The organism is Amycolatopsis sp. lyj-90 (assembly GCF_046549035.1).
In the GTDB taxonomy this organism is placed as follows: domain Bacteria; phylum Actinomycetota; class Actinomycetes; order Mycobacteriales; family Pseudonocardiaceae; genus Amycolatopsis.
In genome coordinates, this window is record NZ_JAJPWP010000007.1 from 248,592 (window position 1) to 266,041 (window position 17,450).

At 68.4% G+C, this 17,450-nt stretch carries 12 protein-coding genes and 2 tRNA genes; 2 read left to right on the forward strand and 12 right to left on the reverse strand.

Features of this window, described 5'->3' with window-relative positions; translation table 11 throughout:
• Positions 1-35: 35 nt before the first annotated feature.
• From ACLJPX_RS27465 to ACLJPX_RS27480, 4 genes are all read right to left on the reverse strand, one after another.
• Positions 36-1,169 carry an epoxide hydrolase family protein gene (locus tag ACLJPX_RS27465; protein WP_410602977.1) on the reverse strand — a complete coding sequence of 378 codons (1,134 nt, stop codon included), beginning with the start codon at positions 1,167-1,169 and terminating at the stop codon, positions 36-38.
• A gap of 50 nt (positions 1,170-1,219) precedes the next feature.
• Entirely contained in the window at positions 1,220-2,065 is an 846-nt protein-coding gene (locus tag ACLJPX_RS27470; RefSeq protein WP_410602979.1) for an SDR family NAD(P)-dependent oxidoreductase, read from the reverse strand.
• Between the two features lie 26 nt (positions 2,066-2,091).
• Positions 2,092-2,874: an MBL fold metallo-hydrolase gene (locus ACLJPX_RS27475; protein ID WP_410602981.1), complete on the reverse strand. Its 783-nt coding sequence runs from the start codon at positions 2,872-2,874 to the stop codon at positions 2,092-2,094.
• A gap of 134 nt (positions 2,875-3,008) precedes the next feature.
• A complete protein-coding gene (locus tag ACLJPX_RS27480) occupies positions 3,009-4,109 on the reverse strand; it encodes an FAD-dependent monooxygenase (RefSeq protein ID WP_410602983.1) in 1,101 nt (366 codons plus the stop codon).
• Positions 4,110-4,192: 83 nt separating this feature from the next.
• On the opposite strand from ACLJPX_RS27480, the gene ACLJPX_RS27485 reads away from it, so the two are divergent.
• Positions 4,193-4,792, forward strand: a complete 600-nt coding sequence (locus ACLJPX_RS27485; protein ID WP_410602985.1) for a TetR/AcrR family transcriptional regulator — start codon at positions 4,193-4,195, stop codon at positions 4,790-4,792.
• A 392-nt stretch (positions 4,793-5,184) separates the two neighbouring features.
• On the opposite strand, the gene ACLJPX_RS27490 is transcribed toward ACLJPX_RS27485, so the two are convergent.
• The 3 genes from ACLJPX_RS27490 to ACLJPX_RS27500 all read right to left on the reverse strand — a co-directional run bounded on the left by ACLJPX_RS27490 (position 5,185) and on the right by ACLJPX_RS27500 (position 6,247).
• Positions 5,185-5,257, reverse strand: a tRNA-Glu gene (locus ACLJPX_RS27490).
• Between the two features lie 132 nt (positions 5,258-5,389).
• Positions 5,390-5,461 (reverse strand) — tRNA-Gln (locus tag ACLJPX_RS27495).
• A gap of 51 nt (positions 5,462-5,512) precedes the next feature.
• Positions 5,513-6,247 (reverse strand): HAD family hydrolase, encoded by a 735-nt coding sequence (locus ACLJPX_RS27500; protein ID WP_410602987.1) that lies wholly within the window; start codon positions 6,245-6,247, stop codon positions 5,513-5,515.
• A 533-nt stretch (positions 6,248-6,780) separates the two neighbouring features.
• On the opposite strand from ACLJPX_RS27500, the gene ACLJPX_RS27505 reads away from it, so the two are divergent.
• Positions 6,781-8,019 carry an FAD-dependent oxidoreductase gene (locus ACLJPX_RS27505; RefSeq protein ID WP_410602989.1) on the forward strand — a complete coding sequence of 413 codons (1,239 nt, stop codon included), beginning with the start codon at positions 6,781-6,783 and terminating at the stop codon, positions 8,017-8,019.
• A gap of 67 nt (positions 8,020-8,086) precedes the next feature.
• Here ACLJPX_RS27505 and ACLJPX_RS27510 read toward each other — a convergent pair whose 3' ends face one another.
• The 5 genes from ACLJPX_RS27510 to serA form a co-directional block, all read right to left on the reverse strand.
• Positions 8,087-8,860, reverse strand: a complete 774-nt coding sequence (locus tag ACLJPX_RS27510; RefSeq protein ID WP_101613441.1) for a fumarylacetoacetate hydrolase family protein — start codon at positions 8,858-8,860, stop codon at positions 8,087-8,089.
• Positions 8,861-8,879: 19 nt separating this feature from the next.
• Positions 8,880-10,505 (reverse strand): citramalate synthase, encoded by a 1,626-nt coding sequence (gene cimA / locus ACLJPX_RS27515; protein ID WP_410602992.1) that lies wholly within the window; start codon positions 10,503-10,505, stop codon positions 8,880-8,882.
• Positions 10,506-10,801: 296 nt separating this feature from the next.
• Entirely contained in the window at positions 10,802-11,845 is a 1,044-nt protein-coding gene (locus tag ACLJPX_RS27520; RefSeq protein WP_410602994.1) for a 3-isopropylmalate dehydrogenase, read from the reverse strand.
• A 236-nt stretch (positions 11,846-12,081) separates the two neighbouring features.
• A complete protein-coding gene (locus ACLJPX_RS27525; protein ID WP_410602996.1) occupies positions 12,082-15,486 on the reverse strand; it encodes a S8 family serine peptidase in 3,405 nt (1,134 codons plus the stop codon).
• Between the two features lie 296 nt (positions 15,487-15,782).
• Positions 15,783-17,381 carry a phosphoglycerate dehydrogenase gene (serA, locus tag ACLJPX_RS27530; protein WP_410602998.1) on the reverse strand — a complete coding sequence of 533 codons (1,599 nt, stop codon included), beginning with the start codon at positions 17,379-17,381 and terminating at the stop codon, positions 15,783-15,785.
• Positions 17,382-17,450: the final 69 nt, after the last annotated feature.

The following is a 17,450-nucleotide window of genomic DNA, read 5'->3' on the forward strand; positions in this document are numbered from 1 at the left end:
CGCGCACTCGCCCACCCGGTTCGACAGTCCGGTTCTCACCGCAGCGGCCGGAAGAAGTCGGTGAGGTCGTGAGCGAGCAGCTCGGGTTGTTCGTGTGCGGGGAAGTGACCGCCGCGGGGCATCTCCGTGTACCTCGTGATGTTGTAGGTGCGCTCGGCCCAGCTGCGCGGCGGCCGGGTGAGGTCGGCCGGGAACAGCGCTACGGCGGTGGGGACCTCGATCCGCTCGACTCTGCGCGTCATGTTCTCGCTGTACTCGTAGTACGGCCGGAACGAGGTCGAGATGGTGTTGGTGAACCAGTAGAGCGACGCCTGTGTCAGCAGGAAGTCGTCGCTGAACCGCGAGGACAGGTCACCTTCGCAGTCGCTCCACGCGCGGTACTTCTCGATCATCCATGCGAGCAGCCCGGCCGGTGAGTCAGCCAGCCCGTAGCTCAAGGTGACGGGCCGGGTGCTCTGCTGGTGCTGGTACGCGCCTTCCTTCGCCGACCAGGTCGTCACCGAGTCGAGGTAGGCGCGCTCCTGCGCGGTGATGCTCTCGTCGTCGTAGTCGACCGGACTGGCGACGGCCGCCAAGTGGATACCCACCAGAGCGTCGGGATGGGCTTCGGCCAGCCGGGAGGTGACGCCCGCGCCCAGGTCTGTGCCGTGTGCCCCGTACCGGGCGAGACCCAGTTCCTCGTGCATGAGCAAGTGCCACAGTTCGTGGGTCTGCAAGGGATCCGTGAGCGAGGGCCGTTGCGGGGAGAAGGCGAATCCTGGCAGCGACGGGACGATGACGGTGAAAGAGTCCGCCGCGCTGCCCCCGTGCTTGGACGGGGTGGCCAGTCGCCGGGCGAGGCCGGTCAACTCCAGGAACGAGCTGGGCCACCCGTTGGTCAGCACGATCGGCAGGGCGTCCGGATCCTCCCCGTCGAAACGCAGGTAGTGCACCGGTGTCCCGGCGATGTCCGCGACGTGGTGGGGCAGCACGTTGATGGCGGCTTCGTGAGCACGCCAGTCATAGCCGGCCGCCCAGTAGGCGACCAGTCGCCGCAACTCACCGGGATCGGTTCCCGCCGACCAGCCGGTCACCGGCCACGGAGCAGGCCATCGCGTGGCGGCCAGCCGAGCTCGCAGCTCACCGAGTTCGGCATCGGTGACCTCGAGTACGGGCCTATCGGGCACCATGGTTTTCTCCTTGCACTCGACGTCGCGAGTTTACGTTGGGGAGGCCGGCGTCAGGTGTCCGTGCCGACGCGTTCGAAGGCCAGTGTGGGCAGGTCGACCGCGTGCGCGCCGCCGTCTGCGACCAGTACCGCGCCGGTGATGTACGACGATTCCGGCGAGCCGAGGAACCGAACGATGGAGGCGATCTCGTCCGGTTCGGCCGGGCGTCGGAGCGGGACCTCGGCGGTCGCCCGACGGTAGCCCTCGTCCCGCCCTCCGGCGAACCCTGCCGACTCGGCGAACCGTTCCATTGCGCCGTCGGCCATCGGGGTGCGGACCCAACCGGGGCAAACCGCGTTCGCGCGGACACCGCGGGGCCCGTAGTCGCGGGCGATCGACCGGGTGAGGCCGATCAGCGCGTGTTTCGCGACGGTGTACCCCGCGACGTCGGGACCCGCGAACAGACCGGCCAACGAGGACACGATCACCACCTGTCCCCCGGCTTCCACCAGCGTGGGTAGCGCGGCCCGGCAGAACACGAACGCGCTCGAGAGGTTCGAGCGCAACGCCAACTCCCACTCCTCGTCGTCGGTGTCGGTCACCGACGACAGCCCGTGCCCACCGGCGTTCGCGACCACGACGTCCAGTCGCCCGAACCGGCCGACGATCTCCGCGACCGCGTTCTCCGCGTCCGAAGTGACGCTGGCATCACACGCGATGACGTGCGCGCCGGTTTCCTCCGCCACCTTCTCCAGCGGTTCGCGCCGCCGTCCGAGGACCACCACGTTCGCGCCCTCGGCCGCGTAGCGGCGGGCCACCGCCGCGCCGATGCCCATACCGCCGCCGGTGACCGCGACGACCCTGTTCTCTGTACTCACCCGGAGTCCTTTCCCTTGTCCCGAACCGACTGCGTCCATGCCGGAGCCACGTCGCGGAGTCGCGGTCATGCGGCCAGGTCCAGCCACTCCCCGACGGCCAGCACGTGCGCGCGCTGTCCGGCGTGCGCGCGGAACTCCTTCTCCGGGTCGGCGACCTCGACGTAGCCCGCGATCTTGTCCGGCTGTCCGGGCTCGTAGTGCATGGGTACCGCGTACCGGGCGTCGAGGATCTCCGCGGCCGCGGCGGCCTGCCGAGGGTCCAGCGCGGCGGGCAGCGGACTCGGCGGCCGCAGGTGCGGCGCGTCGACCACAGCGCCGTTGGCGGGCAGGAACACGGCGTCGAACGGGCTGAACCGGCGCGCGATGAGCCACCAGTAGCCGTGGAACATCGTGTCGCCGCCGTGGAAGATCCGCTGCCCGTCGGCTTGGACCACCCAGTTCAGCTGCGGGTCGCCCAGTCCGTCGACGGCGGGGATCGCGGTGACGAGGAACGGCCCGATTTCGCGAGTGGACCAGGGATCCACGACTTCGGCGGCCAGTCGGTGCAGGGCCAGCTCGCGTTCGGCCTGCAGGGTCGTCACGTTGTCCACGTCGTCGCCGTGGCCCGGCGCCGGCCGGAGCACCGGCGCTCCCGGCGCCAGCACGCCCGCGAGCGCGGCCGCGTCGGTGTGGTCCCGGTGCAGGTGGGTGACCAGCGCGGCGCCGGCCGTCCCGCTCGGTGCCGGCAGCCTGTCACCGGACCGCCATCCGGTGAACAGTGGCGAGAGGTCCCGTACGTAGTCGATCACCAGCCGCTCACCGTCCGCCTCGATCTCCAGTCCGGCCCAGCCCAGTCGTCGTGTTCGCATCCCGTACTCCTTGTCGGCGGTGGTCGCCGAAAGTTAGCGTACGGGCGTTCGCTAAATCAATAGCGAACGCCCGTACGCTAACTTCGTCACATGTAGCCGGAAGCAGGCCGAACAGGAACGACGCGAAGCTCAGGTCACTCAAGCAGCCATGATCGCGGTGACCTGACGCGCGCCGCGAGGTTCCGTGTCGCGAGGCCGAGCCTGGTCTTCGGCACGAGCAACGCCGCGGCCAGCTTGACGGTGCGCTGCTTCGGCATCACCCTGGCGCGGTGCTCGGCCTCGTAGCGGGCAAGGCCCCCGTTCGTGGCGAGCGCGGTGGCCAGAGTGTGTGCGCCGGCGATGGCGAGGCTGGAACCGTCACCGAGCAGGGACACGCACGACGCGGCGTCGCCGACCAGCGCGACGCGGCCCTTCGACCACGACGGAAGGTCGACCAGGCTGACCGCGTCGAAGAAGACGTCTTCCGAGTGCCGCAACCGGTCGAGCAGCTCCGGCACCCGCCACCCGACGCCCGCGTACGCCGACGTGACGATCCGCTTGTGCTGCGCCATGTCGCGGTGGTCGAAGTGGTCGACCTCGGCGCGGAAGATGAACGCGACCCCGCCCTTGCCGCGTGACGGATGGAGGGCGACCAGCCGGCCCGGTGTGTTGTGGATGAGCACGTCCTCGGGGTGGTCGACCGGCTCGCTGAACGGTGTCGTGGCGACGTAGATGCCCGTGAGCCGCACGAAATCACGCTCGGGGCCGAAGGCGAGGCGGCGCACGGTGGAGTGCAGCCCGTCCGCGCCGATCACGAGGTCGAACCGGCAGGGCGGGGCACGGTCGAACGTGACATCCACACCGTGCTCGTCCTGGCGCAGCGCGGTGATCGTGTCGTCGAAGAGGAACTCGGCGTCGTCCCGGGCCGCCTCGTACAGGATGGTGGCGAGGTCGTTCCGGGGGATCTCGATCTCGTTGCCCTTGGCCGCGGGCATGGCCACCGTGGCGACCTGGCGACCGTCTGCGCCCAGTAACCGGATCCGGTTGGACGTCGTGGCGGCGTCCCGCAGCCGGGGCACGACGCCCATGGCCTCGACGACCGGCAGGGCGGGCCCGCGGATGTCGACGGGGTTGCCACTGGAGCGCAGGCCCTGCGACCGCTCCACGACCGTGGGCTGGAAACCGTTGCGGGCCAGCCAGTAGGCGAGGGTCGAACCGGCCACGCCCGCCCCGGAGATCAGCACGTTCTTCGTCATGACGACAACGGTAACCGCAGTGAATGCAAGTTTGCAATGAGTGCAGATTTGCACTGACTGCCGACCTGCGTATGCTGCCGCCCATGTCCCTTCGCGACCGCAAGCGAGCCCGCACGCGCCAGGCCCTGATCGACGCGGCGACGGAGTTGTTCGAGCGCCAGGGCTACGACGAGACGACGATCGCCGACATCGCGGCGGCGGCGGAGATCGGCGCGCGGACGTTCTTCAGCTACTTCGCCAGCAAGGAGGAACTGCTGTTCCCGGACGCCGACGAGCGCGTGCGGGCGGCCATCGAGGCCATCGCGACGCGCGGCCCGGACGAGGGACCGGCGGACGTGCTGCTGCGTACCCTCGGCGAGATCAACGACGCGAGCGAGGAGATGGTCAGCCCATTGGCAGCGCTCCGGCTGCGGCTGATCCAGACCGTGCCCGCCGTGCGCGGCCGCGCGTTGCAGCTGCAGCTCGACGCCCAACGCGAGATCGCGAAGCACCTGGCAGAGGCCTTCCCCGACCAGCTGGACCTGGTACGCGCGGCGGCACTGACGGGCGCGTTCGTCGGCGCCGTCAGCGGCGCGCTCCAAGCCCTCCTCGACAAGGCCGACAAGGCCGACCCTGCCACGCTGCAAGCCGCCATGCGGACCGCCACCGAGGTGGCACTCACTCCGTGGCTGCGATCAACCTGACCCGTTCAGCGTCACCTTCATCCCGAATATCACCATTATTCTGCTTACGTGACAACGGTTTCTGACACCGAGGGCGATCAGCCTACTACTTGTGCTGGCCCCGGAAGAACAACCGCGGCGGCACCGATCCACACGCCCACCTGGCCACTGTGGACGACAGCGCCTCCAACGCCCAAGACGGTGCCCCGACGACCCCTTCGCGAAAGCCCTGAGAACACTGTTCAAGCCGAAGTGGCTCAGCTCGAAGAGTGTCTGAAGCAGAGCCTCGGCGACGTCGTGACGATCGGGGTTGAACCGCCATCAGAAGCGGGAAAGTCACCGACGCCATACTGATTCCCGGAATAGCAAAAAGCGCCGATCATTTCGATCGACGCTCTTGGGTGAAACTTTTGTACCCCCGATGGGATTCGAACCCACGCTACCGGCGTGAGAGGCCGGCGTCCTAGGCCGCTAGACGACGGGGGCTAGGATCTTTCCTCCTTCAGAAGGAGGTTTTCAGTTGTTCACCTGCTGTGTTGCTGTGGAGAAACTTACCAGACCGGGTTTCCCGCCTTCGCAGGGGGGTCACTCTGTGTTTCACTCCGGAGAGTTCTCCAGCTGGGGTACCAGGACTCGAACCTAGACTAACTGGACCAGAACCAGTCGTGCTGCCAATTACACCATACCCCAGTGAGGTACCGTTCCGATCTTGACCGGCTCGGTGCCGCACGAGAAGAAATACTAGAGCACGCTGTTCCGCACCGTGAAAGCGGGGGTCTCCGTAGCGCGCTGAGCCGGGACGCCGAGCTTCGCGAACTCGGAAACAAGCAGCTCAGGGAGCTCGTCGAGGCCGGCGATGGTGTGCACGCCCGCCGGGGCGCGCTCGGCGATGCCGTCCCGGTCGAGCCAGACGGCGCCCAGGCCGGCGTCGCGTGCGCCGATGGCGTCGGTGTCGAGTTTGTCGCCGACGTGGACCGCCTGCGCCGGGTCGCAGCCGAGGCCGAGGCAGACCGAGTGGAACATCGCCGGGTCCGGTTTGGCTACTCCGAGTTCACCCGCGATGGCCACGTGGTCGAAGAACCGGGCGAGTCCGAGATCGGCGATCTTCTTGCGCTGATGCGCACCGGAGGCGTTCGTGACCGCCGCGATGAGCACGCCGGCGGCACGCAGCCATTCCAGGCATGGAAGGACATCTTCAAACAATTGCCACGAACGGGTGAGGATTTCACGACGGCGCTTTTCAAAGCCGATGACCTGGTCTTCGTCGGCCAGAATGCCGATCTCCGCGAGGAAGCATTCAGTACGCTTGTGATGCATCGTCCCGTAATCGATTTCACCCGCCACCACCAGCGCGACGTGCTCCTCGGTGATGAGATCCCACAGCGGCCAAAGGTCGTTCTGGCCAGTGAGCGCGCGCAGGCCGAGCCGGATCGCCGCCGTGCAGTCGATCAACGTGTCGTCGATGTCGAGGCACACCAACCGCAACTCCGGAGGCTCCCAAGGGACTCCGTCCGGAACGGCCGGAGTGGTTCGTGACGAGGTCCGGGGCACGAGAGCGAAATCCACCAAGTGAGGCTAGGGCACTCAGCGCGATCGCGACTCTGCCGATGAGGTGATTAAGGCTGCTCTGTTCCGGCGCGGGTCCTCTACTCCCAGTTGGTGAGATGTCGTGTTTTAGTTACCTGACAACGGCTAACGCGGGCGGGCGAGTGAAATGTCGATACCCGGCACCACGTCCGATTCGCGGCACGCACACCGTGTGATGACAACGAAATCCGCCTGCGGCCTGAATGGCGGACAGTCCACAAGGGCGCGTCCGCGACCGCCGTCCTTCCAGGACTGTCCGCGCACGTTTGGTCCTATGTGGACTGACAGCCGGGGACCGGCGAGACCCGCGCCATAGCCCGAACGGCGCATCCGCCCGGATGGCGCTTGACGCGCCGGTCAGGCAGGTGCATGCTGAGTTTATTCAACAGGTGATGAATAAGAGTTTCGAAGGGGTGGGACGGATGAACGAACGCACGAACTGCGTGGTCGTCGGCGGTGGCCCCGCGGGCATGGTCGCCGGATTGCTGCTGGCCAGGGCCGGGGTCGAGGTCACGGTGCTGGAGAAGCACAAGGACTTCCTGCGGGATTTCCGCGGCGACACGGTGCACCCGTCGACTTTGACGCTGCTCGACGAACTGGGTCTCGGCGAGAAGTTCCTCAGCCTGCCGCACAGCGAGATCGCCTACGCCGGATTCCCCGCCGAGGACGGCACGATGATGCGGCTGGCCGACCTGAGCAGACTGAAGGTGGCGCACCCCTTCATCGCGATGGTCCCGCAGTGGGACTTCCTGGACCTGCTCGCCGACGCCGGCGCGAAGGAACCCACGTTCACGCTGCGGCAGAGCACCGAGATGACCGGCTTGATCCTGGAGCAGGGCCGCGTGAACGGGGTTCGCTACCGCGACGCCGAGGGGCGGACCGGCGAACTGCGCGCCGACCTGGTGATCGCCGCCGACGGCCGCTGGTCGCTGGCCCGCCGGGAGGCCGGGCTGATCCCGAAGGAGTACGACACCCCGTTCGACGCGTGGTGGTTCCGGATTTCGCGGCGGGACGGCGAACTCGAGGGCAGGCTGACCCCGAAGATGCGGAATCGCCGGTTCGCCGTGCCGTTGCCGCGGAAGGGCTACTTCCAGGTCGCCTACCTCGGCCCGAAGGGCGAGGACCTGCGGACCAAGGGCATCGAATGGTTCCGGGAGAACGTGGCCGAGGTCTGCCCCGAATTCGCCGACCGCGTCGGCGAGCTGGAGACGACCGACGACGTCAAGTTCCTCGACGTCAAGCTCAACCTGCTGCGGAAATGGCACCTCGACGGGCTGCTGTGCATCGGTGACGCGGCACACGCGATGTCACCGGTCGGCGGGGTCGGCATCAACCTCGCCGTGCAGGACGCGGTCGCGGCCGCCACCCTGCTCGCCGAGCCGCTGCGCCGCGGCAAGCCGACGGAAGCGGACCTGGCGAAGGTCCGCAAGCGCCGTCTCGCGCCGACGATGCTGGTGCAAGGGCTGCAACGGCTGTTGCACAAGAACATCCTGCGGCCGGTGATGGAGGGCAAGCGCAACGGTCCGCCGGCGGTGATGGTGAAGCTGTTCAGCCGCTTCCCGGTGCTTTCCTACTTCCCCGCGCGGCTGCTGGGCCTCGGCCTCCGGCCTGAGCACGCTCCGCAGTTCGCGCGGCGGGCGATGGAACCTGCGGAGAGCTAGCCTCCGGATGCTATGAAAGGCCCGTTACTTGCAAATTTTGCAAGTAACGGGCCTTTCATAGCGCGCTTCAGACGTCCTGCACCGGGTTCGTCAGGGTGCCGATGCCTTCGATGGTGATCGAAACGGACTGGCCGTCCTCGATCGGGCCGACGCCCTCGGGCGTGCCGGTCAGGATGACGTCGCCGGGCAGCAGGGTCATCACGCCGGACACGAACTCGATCAGCTCGGGGATCTTGTGCACCAGGTCCGACGTCCGGCCGTCCTGCTTGAGCTCACCGTCCACCTCGGACCTGAGCGCGAGGTCGGCCGCGTCGAGCGAGGTCTCGATCCAGGGACCCAGCGGGCAGAAGGTGTCGAAACCCTTCGCCCGGCCCCACTGGCCGTCGGACTTCTGCAGGTCGCGGGCGCTGACGTCGTTCGCCACGGTGTAGCCGAGGATCGCGCTCGCCGCACGGGCGGCGGGCACGTTCTTGACCGGCTGGCCGATGACGATCGCCAGCTCACCCTCGAAATCCACCCGGCCGACGCCGCGCGGACGGCGGATGGGCGCGTGGGGGCCGATCACCGAGGTCGACGGCTTGATGAACAGCATCGGGTCCGCCGGGATCTCGTTGCCGAACTCGGCCGCGTGCTTGGCGTAGTTCCGGCCGACCGCGATCACCTTCGACGGCAGGATCGGCGCGAGCAGCCGGACGTCGGCGAGCGGCCAGCGCTTGCCGGTGAAGTTGGGGTTGTTGCCGAAGGGGTGCTCGGCGATTTCCAGTACCTGGGCGTCGTCGCCGTCCCCTTCGATCGAAGCGAACGCGACACCACCGGGATGAGCAATTCGGGCTAGACGCACTCCCCCACTGTACGACTCCTCAACCCGAGGCTTCGGTCAGGGACTTGTGCACGAGCGCGTCGCACAGCGCGAGCCAGCTCGCTTCGACGATGTTGCCGTGCACGCCGACGGTCGTCCATTCCCGCTCGCCGTCGCTGGTCTCGACGAGCACGCGCGTGACGGCGTCGGTGCCCGGGTGGCCGGGCAGGATGCGCACCTTGTAGTCGGCCAGCTCCACACTGTCCAACCAGGACAGGTGCGGGCTGAGCGCCTCGCGCAGGGCGGCGTCGAGCGCGTGCACGGGGCCGTTGCCTTCGGCGGTGGCGATCACGCGCTGCCCGGCGACGTGCACCTTCACCGTCGCCTCGGAGACGACCTGGCCGTCGGAGCGGTGGTCCAGGACGACCCGGTACGACTCGAGTTCGAACGGCGGTTCGTCGAGGACGTCGCTTTGCGGGCCGTCGACCTCCCGCCGCAGCAGCAGTTCCAGTGAAGCGTCCGCGGCCTCGAAGGACCAGCCTTCGGATTCGAGTTGCTTCACCTTGCGTACGGCGCTCGTCAGCGCCTCGGGCTGGCCGGCAAGGTCGACCCCGAGCTCACGTCCCTTGAGCTCCAGGCTGGCCCTGCCGGCCATCTCGGTGACCAGTACCCGCATGTCATTGCCGACAGAAGCTGGATCGATGTGGTTGTACAGCAACGGATCCACCTTGATCGCGCTCGCGTGCAGTCCCGCCTTGTGAGCGAAAGCCGACGCCCCTACGTAAGCCTGGTGGGTGTAGGGGGCGAGGTTGGCGATTTCGGCAAGAGCATGGGAGACCCGGGTGAGCTCGGCGGCGCCTCCGGTCGGGAGCACCTCCATACCGAGCTTGGTCACCAGATTTCCCGTGACGGCGAACAGATCGGCGTTACCCGCCCGTTCGCCGTACCCATTGGCGGTGCACTGGACGTGCGTCACGCCGGCCTGCACGGCGGCGACGGAATTCGCCACCGCGCAGGAAGTGTCGTCCTGGCAATGGATTCCGAGCCGGAATCCGGTCCTTTCCTTGACCTCGCGGACGGTTTCCGCGAGGCCGAGCGGCAACTGGCCGCCGTTGGTGTCGCACAGCACGGCGACGTCGGCACCCGCGTTCACCCCCGCGTCGAGCACCTTCAAGGCGGTGTCCGGGGAGAACGCGTAGCCGTCGAAAAAGTGTTCCGCGTCAAGGAAGACGCGACGTCCTTCGCCGACGAGGAAGGCGACGGTGTCCCGCACCATCGCGCACGCTTCGCCGACGTCGACCCGCAGCGCGCGCTCGATGTGACGGAGGTCCGATTTGGCCACCAGCGTGATCACCGGCGCCTGCGAGTCGAGCAGGGCCCGCACCTGCTTGTCCTGGTCCGCCTTAGTGCCCGCCTTCCGCGTCGCGCCGAACGCGACGAGCGCGGCGTGCCGCAGTTTCAGTTCGCCGGACGCGGCGCGGGCGAAGAATTCCGTGTCCTTGGGCAGCGCGCCCGGCCATCCGCCTTCGATGAAGCCGACCCCGAGATCGTCGAGCAGCCTCGCCACCGCCAGCTTGTCCGTGACGGAGTAGGAGATCCCCTCGCGCTGCGCGCCGTCGCGCAACGTCGTGTCGTAGAGGTGGAATGCGTCGCCGAGCGGTGTGTCGGCGGGCTCCGTGCGGGTCACGGGGGACTCCTCGTGGTGGTGGCAAAGCTGGTTCAGGCAACAAAAAAACCTCCCGCATGGGTGCGAGAGGTTGCGCGCCGGGGGCTCTTGTGGAGCTGTTATCCGGCGCGCTCGGCGATAATGATGGTGCAGGAGGTCACGGACGCATCATGGCACACGCTCCGCCGGGCGTCCACAGGCCGGGCGACACTTCCCACCTTTCGGGACGAGGCACGGCGCGCCCCCCGGCTGACAGGAAAGGCCCGTTCCTTGCAAAATTTGCAAGGAACGGGCCTTTCCTAGCGTGCTGAAGGGACCTACTGAGTGACCGGGCGCACGTTCGACGAAACGAGCGCCGCCAGCCGGTCACCGATCGCGTGCGTCGCACCGGGCGACGCCTGATCGCGGGTCGCGAGGTCGAAGGCCACCGAGGCCTCGATCCGCCGCGCCGCTTCCTTCTGTCCCAAGTGGTCCAGCAGCAGCGAGACCGACAGCACCGCGGCGGTCGGGTCGGCGAGACCCTGGCCCGCGATGTCCGGCGCGCTGCCGTGCACCGGCTCGAACATGCTCGGGTTCCGCCGCGTGATGTCGAGGTTCCCGCTCGCCGCCAGCCCGATGCCACCGGTCACCGCCGCCGCGAGGTCGGTGATGATGTCGCCGAACAGGTTGTCCGTCACCACGACGTCGAACCGGGACGGATCGGTCACCAGGTGGATGGTCGCGGCGTCCACATGGGAGTAGGCGACCGTCACCTCCGGGTGCTCCAGCGAGACCTCTTCGACGATCCGCGACCACAGCGAGCCCGCGTACTCCAGCACGTTCGTCTTGTGCAGGAGCGTCAGGTGCTTGCGGGGCCGCGCCTCGGCGCGGTTGAACGCGTCGGTCACCACGCGCCGGACGCCGAACGCCGTGTTGACGCTGACCTCCGTCGCGATCTCGTTCTCGGTGTCCTTGCGCAGCAAGCCACCGTTGCCGGCGTAGGGACCTTCCGTGCCCTCACGCACGACGACCATGTCGATCTCGCCCGACTCCGCGAGCGGGCCGCGCACTCCCGGGTACAACCGGGCGGGCCTCAAGTTCACGTGGTGGTCGAGCTCGAAACGGAGCCGCAGCAGCAGACCACGCTCCAGAATGCCGCTCGGCACCGTCGGGTCGCCCACCGCGCCCAGCAGGATCGCATCGTGCTGACGGAGTTCGCCGAGCACGGACTCCGGGAGCAGCTCACCGGTGGAGTGCCACCGGGCGGCGCCGAGGTCGTAGTTCGTGATCTCCGCCGTAGGTACGACCTCACCGAGCACCTTGAGCGCCTCGGCGACCACTTCGGGCCCGATCCCGTCTCCTGGGATCACCGCGAGCCGCATCCACACACCTCCGTAGACCAGGCCACCGGCAGTCCGGATGGCCCATCCGCAAGAAAACGCCAGCAGCGGAAGGTTACCGGCCGTAGCCCGGTAGCCGTAGCCGCACCACCCTTATGCCGGAATCTCCCACAGAGCGAGACAGCCGAAAGAGTGAATACAAGAAGGGACGCCCTGGCGGAAAGCATGCCGCCAGGGCGTCCCTCACCTCATCGAACGCGGGTTACCGCACTACCGCGTCAGCCGACACCGATCGGCTGACGTCCGGTGTGCCGTCCGCCGTTGGCCGGCCGGTCGGCGCCCGCGTTGCCGTTTCCGGCGTTCGCCTGGATCTTCACCACGGTCGCCCGGTTGCCCGAGGCGTTGTGGTGCTCGATCGCCAGCAGGCCCAGGACGGTGTCCTGCGCGGCCGTGTTGCGGTTGACCACCAGCGCCGTGCCCGGCTTCGCGACGTAGCCCAGCGCGGAGTCGCCGCCGCCCTGGACCGTGTACGCGGGAGCCAAGGCGTCGAACGAAAGCGGCGTGCCGACGTAGTCGATCGTCGACGAGTCCGCACCCGGCGCCGCGTAGAACCCGGAGGTCCCGACCGTGTAGCTGATCTTGTGCGACGCGGCGTTCGGGTCGATGCCCATCGCGGCGATGCTCACCGGCAGCACGACGACGTTGGTGTCGTACACGTTCGTGTCGACGTCGCCGAGCTGGCCGTTGACCGGCTGGATGTCCACCTGCGGGAAGCCCGGCTTCAGCGCCACCGTGACGGCGACCAGGACGTCGGTCGCGGTCACCTTGGTGACATAGGTCTCGAAGTCCGGCTGCCCGTCGCCCGTGGTGTCGATGTCCACGAACGGCGAGGTGTTGCTGCCCAGGTTGGCCAGGTCGCTCCAGGTGGTGAGACCGAAGGCCAGCAACGCGTTCTCCGGCTCGCCCTGAGCCTTGGCCAGCGGGGCCGTGGACGCCGCGCCGACGTAGCGCAGGTCACCACCCTTGGCGGTCTGGTTCAGCGTGCAGTCGGTGGTGACGTCGCCGTCGCACTCGGGCAGCTGCGGGGATTCCGCCTGCAGTTCGAGCACGCTGATCAGCGAGCGGTACCGCTGCGAACCGTTGCCCTGGTCCACGCCCTTGCCGGTCAGGTTCAGCACGGCCTGGTTCTGGCCGTTGCCGAAGGTCACCGCGCCCGGGGTGTTGATGGACGAGACGGGCTTCGGCGCGGAGTACACCGAGAGCCGCAGCGGAACGGTCGTGCCGCTCTTCGGGGTGAACGCGATCCGGCCGGAGGCGTCCGCCACGAACTGCCGGGCGAGGCCGACCTGCGTGGTCGCCATGGTCGGGTCGATGACCTTGCGGAGCGCCTTGGGGTCGGCGATCTTCAGGGTGACCTTGACCAGCGCGACGCCGCGCGGGCTCAGCTTCAAGGTCGGCTTGTCCACTGTGTACTCGACACCGGGGAGCGCGTTCACGGCTTCGTAGCCCACCGAGTACTCGACCGGCTTGATGCCCTTGTTGACCACCTTGACCGTCTTGGTCAGGGTGACCGGGCCGCCCGCTTCGACGACGCCGAAGTTGACCGTGACGGAACCGGGGTTGTCGACGACGTAGGCCAGGACCTGGTTGTCCAGCGCGGCCTTGGCGTCGATCCGGCCGCTGCCGACACGCTGCGGACCGTAGGTGCGGCCCGAAGCGTCGTGGATGTCGTGACCGGCGGTGTTGATGACCGAGGCCTTGACCTCCTCGACCGACCAGTCGGGGTGCGCCTGACGGATCAGGGCGGTGATACCCGAGGTGTGCGGGGCCGCCATCGACGTCCCGGAGATGACCAGGCGGCCCGCTCCGCTTCCGCTCAGCGCGGACGAGATCGAGTCACCCGGTGCCGCGACGTCCGGCTTGACGGCCGGTCCGCGCCCGCCACGCGAGGTGAACGAGCTCGGGGTGTCCACAATGGACTGATCGGTGGTCGGCACGGACACGCGGCCCTTGCCGGTCATGCGGACCTGCAGCGTGCCGGCGTTGAGAGCCGGGCGCAGCGAAGCGGTCGCGCCGCCGGTGAGCTGGAACGTCGGGGTGGCAGCGTTGCCCGCGATCCCGGCCGAGAAGTGCTCCAGCGTGGAGGAGAACAGCGCGCCCTTGGCACCGGCGGCCTGAGCGTTGTTCGAACGGACACCCGAACCGCAGGCGCGGGTCGCGTCGTTGTCGTCCCATTCGAGCCAGACGATCTTGCCCGCGGCGGCCGCCTTGTCGGCGGCGGAGTACGGGTTGCACCCGGCCGCGTTGGCGGCGGACAGCTTGACCACCGGCGCGGTGACGTCGAGCGTGTCGTAGGTCGCGTAGTTCTGGCTGAACTGCCCGGTCTTCGCGCCCTTGACCCCGGCGGGGGCCACGGCCTCGACGGCGTCACGCAGGACGGACGCGTCGCGGCTGCTGGCGACGGTCAGCGCCTCGGGCGTGTTGCCCGGCGCGCCGCCGACGTCGTTGAGGTCGCCGCCGTTGCCCGCGGAGAACACCGGGACGACGTTGTTCGCGGCGATCTTGCGCACGAACAGCGAGTCCGGGTCGTCCGGGGTGGCGAAGTCGCCGCCCAGCGAAAGGTTGACGACGTCGAGGTGGTCGGTGAAGTCGCCGTCACCGTCCGGGTCGAGCGACCAGTCGAGCGCCTGCGAGGTGACGTTGGTCGAGCCGTCGCAGCCGAAGACCTTGATCGCGTACAGCAGGGCCTTGGGCGCGGTGCCCGGGCCGATCTGCATCGCGTCGAGCTTCTTCTTGTTCAGCTTCTTGTAGTCGCCGGTGAAGGTCTTGCCCGCTTCGTCCACACCGAAGCCGGCGACCGTGCCCGCGACGTGCGTGCCGTGGTGGCCGCAGGAGAGCGGGTTGGGGTCCGGCTTCGGGGTCTTGAGGGCCGGGTCGCTGCTGCCCGAGTCGTAGGCGTCGCCGACCAGGTCGATACCGCCGACGACCTTGTCGGTCGGGAAGGCCGGGGTGGCCTGGTCGCGGTTGATCGCGTTGTAGGCCGCGGCCGTACCCGGACCGCCGAAGTCGGCGTGGGTGTAGTCGATGCCGTCGTCGATCACGCCGACGCGGATGCCGTCGCCGTAGCGGCCGGTCTGCTGCCACGAGGCGAGCGTGTTGGTGAGCTGGACCGCGCTGGAGTTGGTGCGGGTCTTCGGCACGACCTTCTTGACCGAGACGACGTCCGGCCGCTTCGCCAGCTCGCGGATCTTCGCCGCGTCGGCCGTGACGACCGCGCCGGCGACCGCGTTGGAGGTCTGGGTGACCAGCTGGGTCCCGGCGTCGGCGGCCTTGAGCTGCCCGACGACGGAGTTCACCGTCGCGGCGGCGTCGGCCTTGGCGTTCTTCGCCGCCTTCTTGGCCTTCTCCTTGCCGGCACCCTTGTTCTGCTCGGCGTTGAAGGCGTCGACGGCGGGCTGCTTGGCCAGCTCGACGAAGGCGGTGATCTGCCCTTGGGCGGCCTTGAGCTTCGGCTCGACCTTCCCCTGGAATCCGTTACGGTCGATCTTCGCCGGCGTGACGCCGTCCGCGAGGGGGACATCCTGTGCTGCTGCGGTCGCCCCGGTCACGGACGTCGCGAGCAACGCGGCGAAGACCGCGGCCGATGAGCGGATGGCCCACCGGGGTACGCGGGATCTGTTCATGAGTAAGTGCCCTCACTCGAGGCCTAGACTCGGAACCTGCCTGCCGCTCGAACACACCCCCGACGGTGAGCCCCGGCGCCGCGCCGTGCCCTTGACGGCGCGATGGTTCGGCCTCGCCGGAAGAACCTATCCGGGGACCAGCACGACTTCAGTAGGCATTTTTCACCGTTATTGAATCTTGCTCTTCGCAACGCTGTGACTACTGGCGAAAAGAATTCTTGTAACGCCGGTAACGTGTTGCCATATAACGAAAGCCGCGTCCGGAGACGCGGCTTTCGTTTGTCGGGCTTTCCAGGTCAGCCGAAGTTGACCGCACGGATCGTGTGGGCACCGACGGTGGCGCCGATCGGCTCCAGCAGGTGCGAGTCCACCGAGCGGTCCACCCGCAGCAGCATCACCGCGTCCGCGCCGTCGGTGGTCTGGCTGATCTGCGCGGCCTCGATGTTGATGCCCGCCTCGCCGAGCAGCGTGCCGACGCGGCCCATGATGCCCGGGCGGTCGGGGTACTCGAGCAGCAGCACGTTGCCCTCGGCACGCAGGTCGAAGTGACGGCCGTTGACCTCGACCAGCTTCTCCACGTCGTCCTTGCCGGTGACCGAACCGGACACCGAAAGGGTCGCGCCGTCGTCGTAGACCGCGCGGACGGTGACCAGGCTGCGGAACTTGGGGCTCTCGGGCTCGGTGACCAGGTCGACCTGGACCCCCAGCTCCTCCGCCACGCGCGGCGCGTTCACGAAGGTGACCTGGTCCTCGACGACGCCGGCGAACACGCCGCGCTCGGCCGCGAGCGGCAGCACGCTGACGTCCTCGTTGGACAGTTCGCCCTTGACCACGACGGTGACCGAGGTCGGCGCCTTCGGGTTGAGCGCGGTCAGCACGGTGCCGAGCTTCTGGGTGAGCGAGAGGTACGGCCGCACGTGCTCGCCGACGGTGCCGCCGCCCGCGACGTTCACCGCGTCCGGCACGAAGTCGCCGCGCAGCGCGAGCAGCACGGACTTCGCGACGTCGGTACCCGCGCGGTCCTGCGCCTCGGCGGTCGACGCGCCGAGGTGCGGCGTGACGACGACGTTCGGCAGGCCGAACAGCGGGCTCTCGGTGGTGGGCTCGGTGACGAACACGTCGATCCCGGCGCCGCCGACGTGACCGGACCTCACCGCGTCCGCCAGTGCCTGCTCGTCGATGAGGCCGCCACGCGCGGCGTTGACGATGATGACGCCCTGCTTGACCTTCTTGAGCGCCTCGGCGCCGATCAGGCCCTTGGTCTCCGGGGTCTTCGGCAGGTGGATGGAGATCGCGTCGGCGCGCTCGAGCAGCTCGTCCAGCGTGACCAGCTCGATGCCGAGCTGCGCGGCGCGGGCGGCCGAGACGTAGGGGTCGTAGGCGATGAGCTTGGTGTCGAACGCGGCGAGGCGCTGCGCGAACAGCTGGCCGATCTTGCCGAGGCCGACCACGCCGACGGTCTTGCCCTGGATCTCGATGCCCGAGTAGCTGCTGCGCTTCCACGCGCCGCCCTGGAGGCTCTGGTCCGCGGCCGGGACCCGGCGGGCGACCGCGAGCAGCAGCGCGACGGCGTGCTCGGCGGCGGAGACGATGTTCGACGTCGGCGCGTTGACCACCAGCACACCGCGTTCGGTGGCGGCGGGGACCTCGACGTTGTCCAGCCCGACGCCGGCGCGGGCGACCACCTTGAGCGAGGTGGTGGCGGCGAGGACCTCGGCGTCGACCTTGGTCGCGGACCGCACGAGCAGCGCGTCCGCCGTCTTCACGGCTTCGAGCAGCGCGGGACGGTCCGTGCCGTCCACATGCTGGACCTCGACCTCGTCGGAGAACACGCTCAACACGGAAGGCGCGAGCTTCTCGGCGATGAGGACGACGGGCTTGTTCGGCTTGGTCACGATACGGCTCCCACTATCTGGTCTGTGCCTGCGACTCACGGTTGTTCGGTCACGCCGTTGTGCCCGGTT

Coding starts and splice junctions, on each gene's coding strand:
- ACLJPX_RS27475 (WP_410602981.1), bottom strand. CDS start 2,874: ATGCGAACACGACGACTGGGCTGGGCCGGACTGGAGATCGAGGCGGAC.
- ACLJPX_RS27520 (WP_410602994.1), bottom strand. CDS start 11,845: ATGCGGCTCGCGGTGATCCCAGGAGACGGGATCGGGCCCGAAGTGGTC.
- ACLJPX_RS27465 (WP_410602977.1), bottom strand. CDS start 1,169: ATGGTGCCCGATAGGCCCGTACTCGAGGTCACCGATGCCGAACTCGGT.
- ACLJPX_RS27505 (WP_410602989.1), top strand. CDS start 6,781: ATGAACGAACGCACGAACTGCGTGGTCGTCGGCGGTGGCCCCGCGGGC.
- ACLJPX_RS27485 (WP_410602985.1), top strand. CDS start 4,193: ATGTCCCTTCGCGACCGCAAGCGAGCCCGCACGCGCCAGGCCCTGATC.
- ACLJPX_RS27525 (WP_410602996.1), bottom strand. CDS start 15,486: ATGAACAGATCCCGCGTACCCCGGTGGGCCATCCGCTCATCGGCCGCG.
- ACLJPX_RS27480 (WP_410602983.1), bottom strand. CDS start 4,109: ATGACGAAGAACGTGCTGATCTCCGGGGCGGGCGTGGCCGGTTCGACC.
- ACLJPX_RS27470 (WP_410602979.1), bottom strand. CDS start 2,065: ATGGACGCAGTCGGTTCGGGACAAGGGAAAGGACTCCGGGTGAGTACA.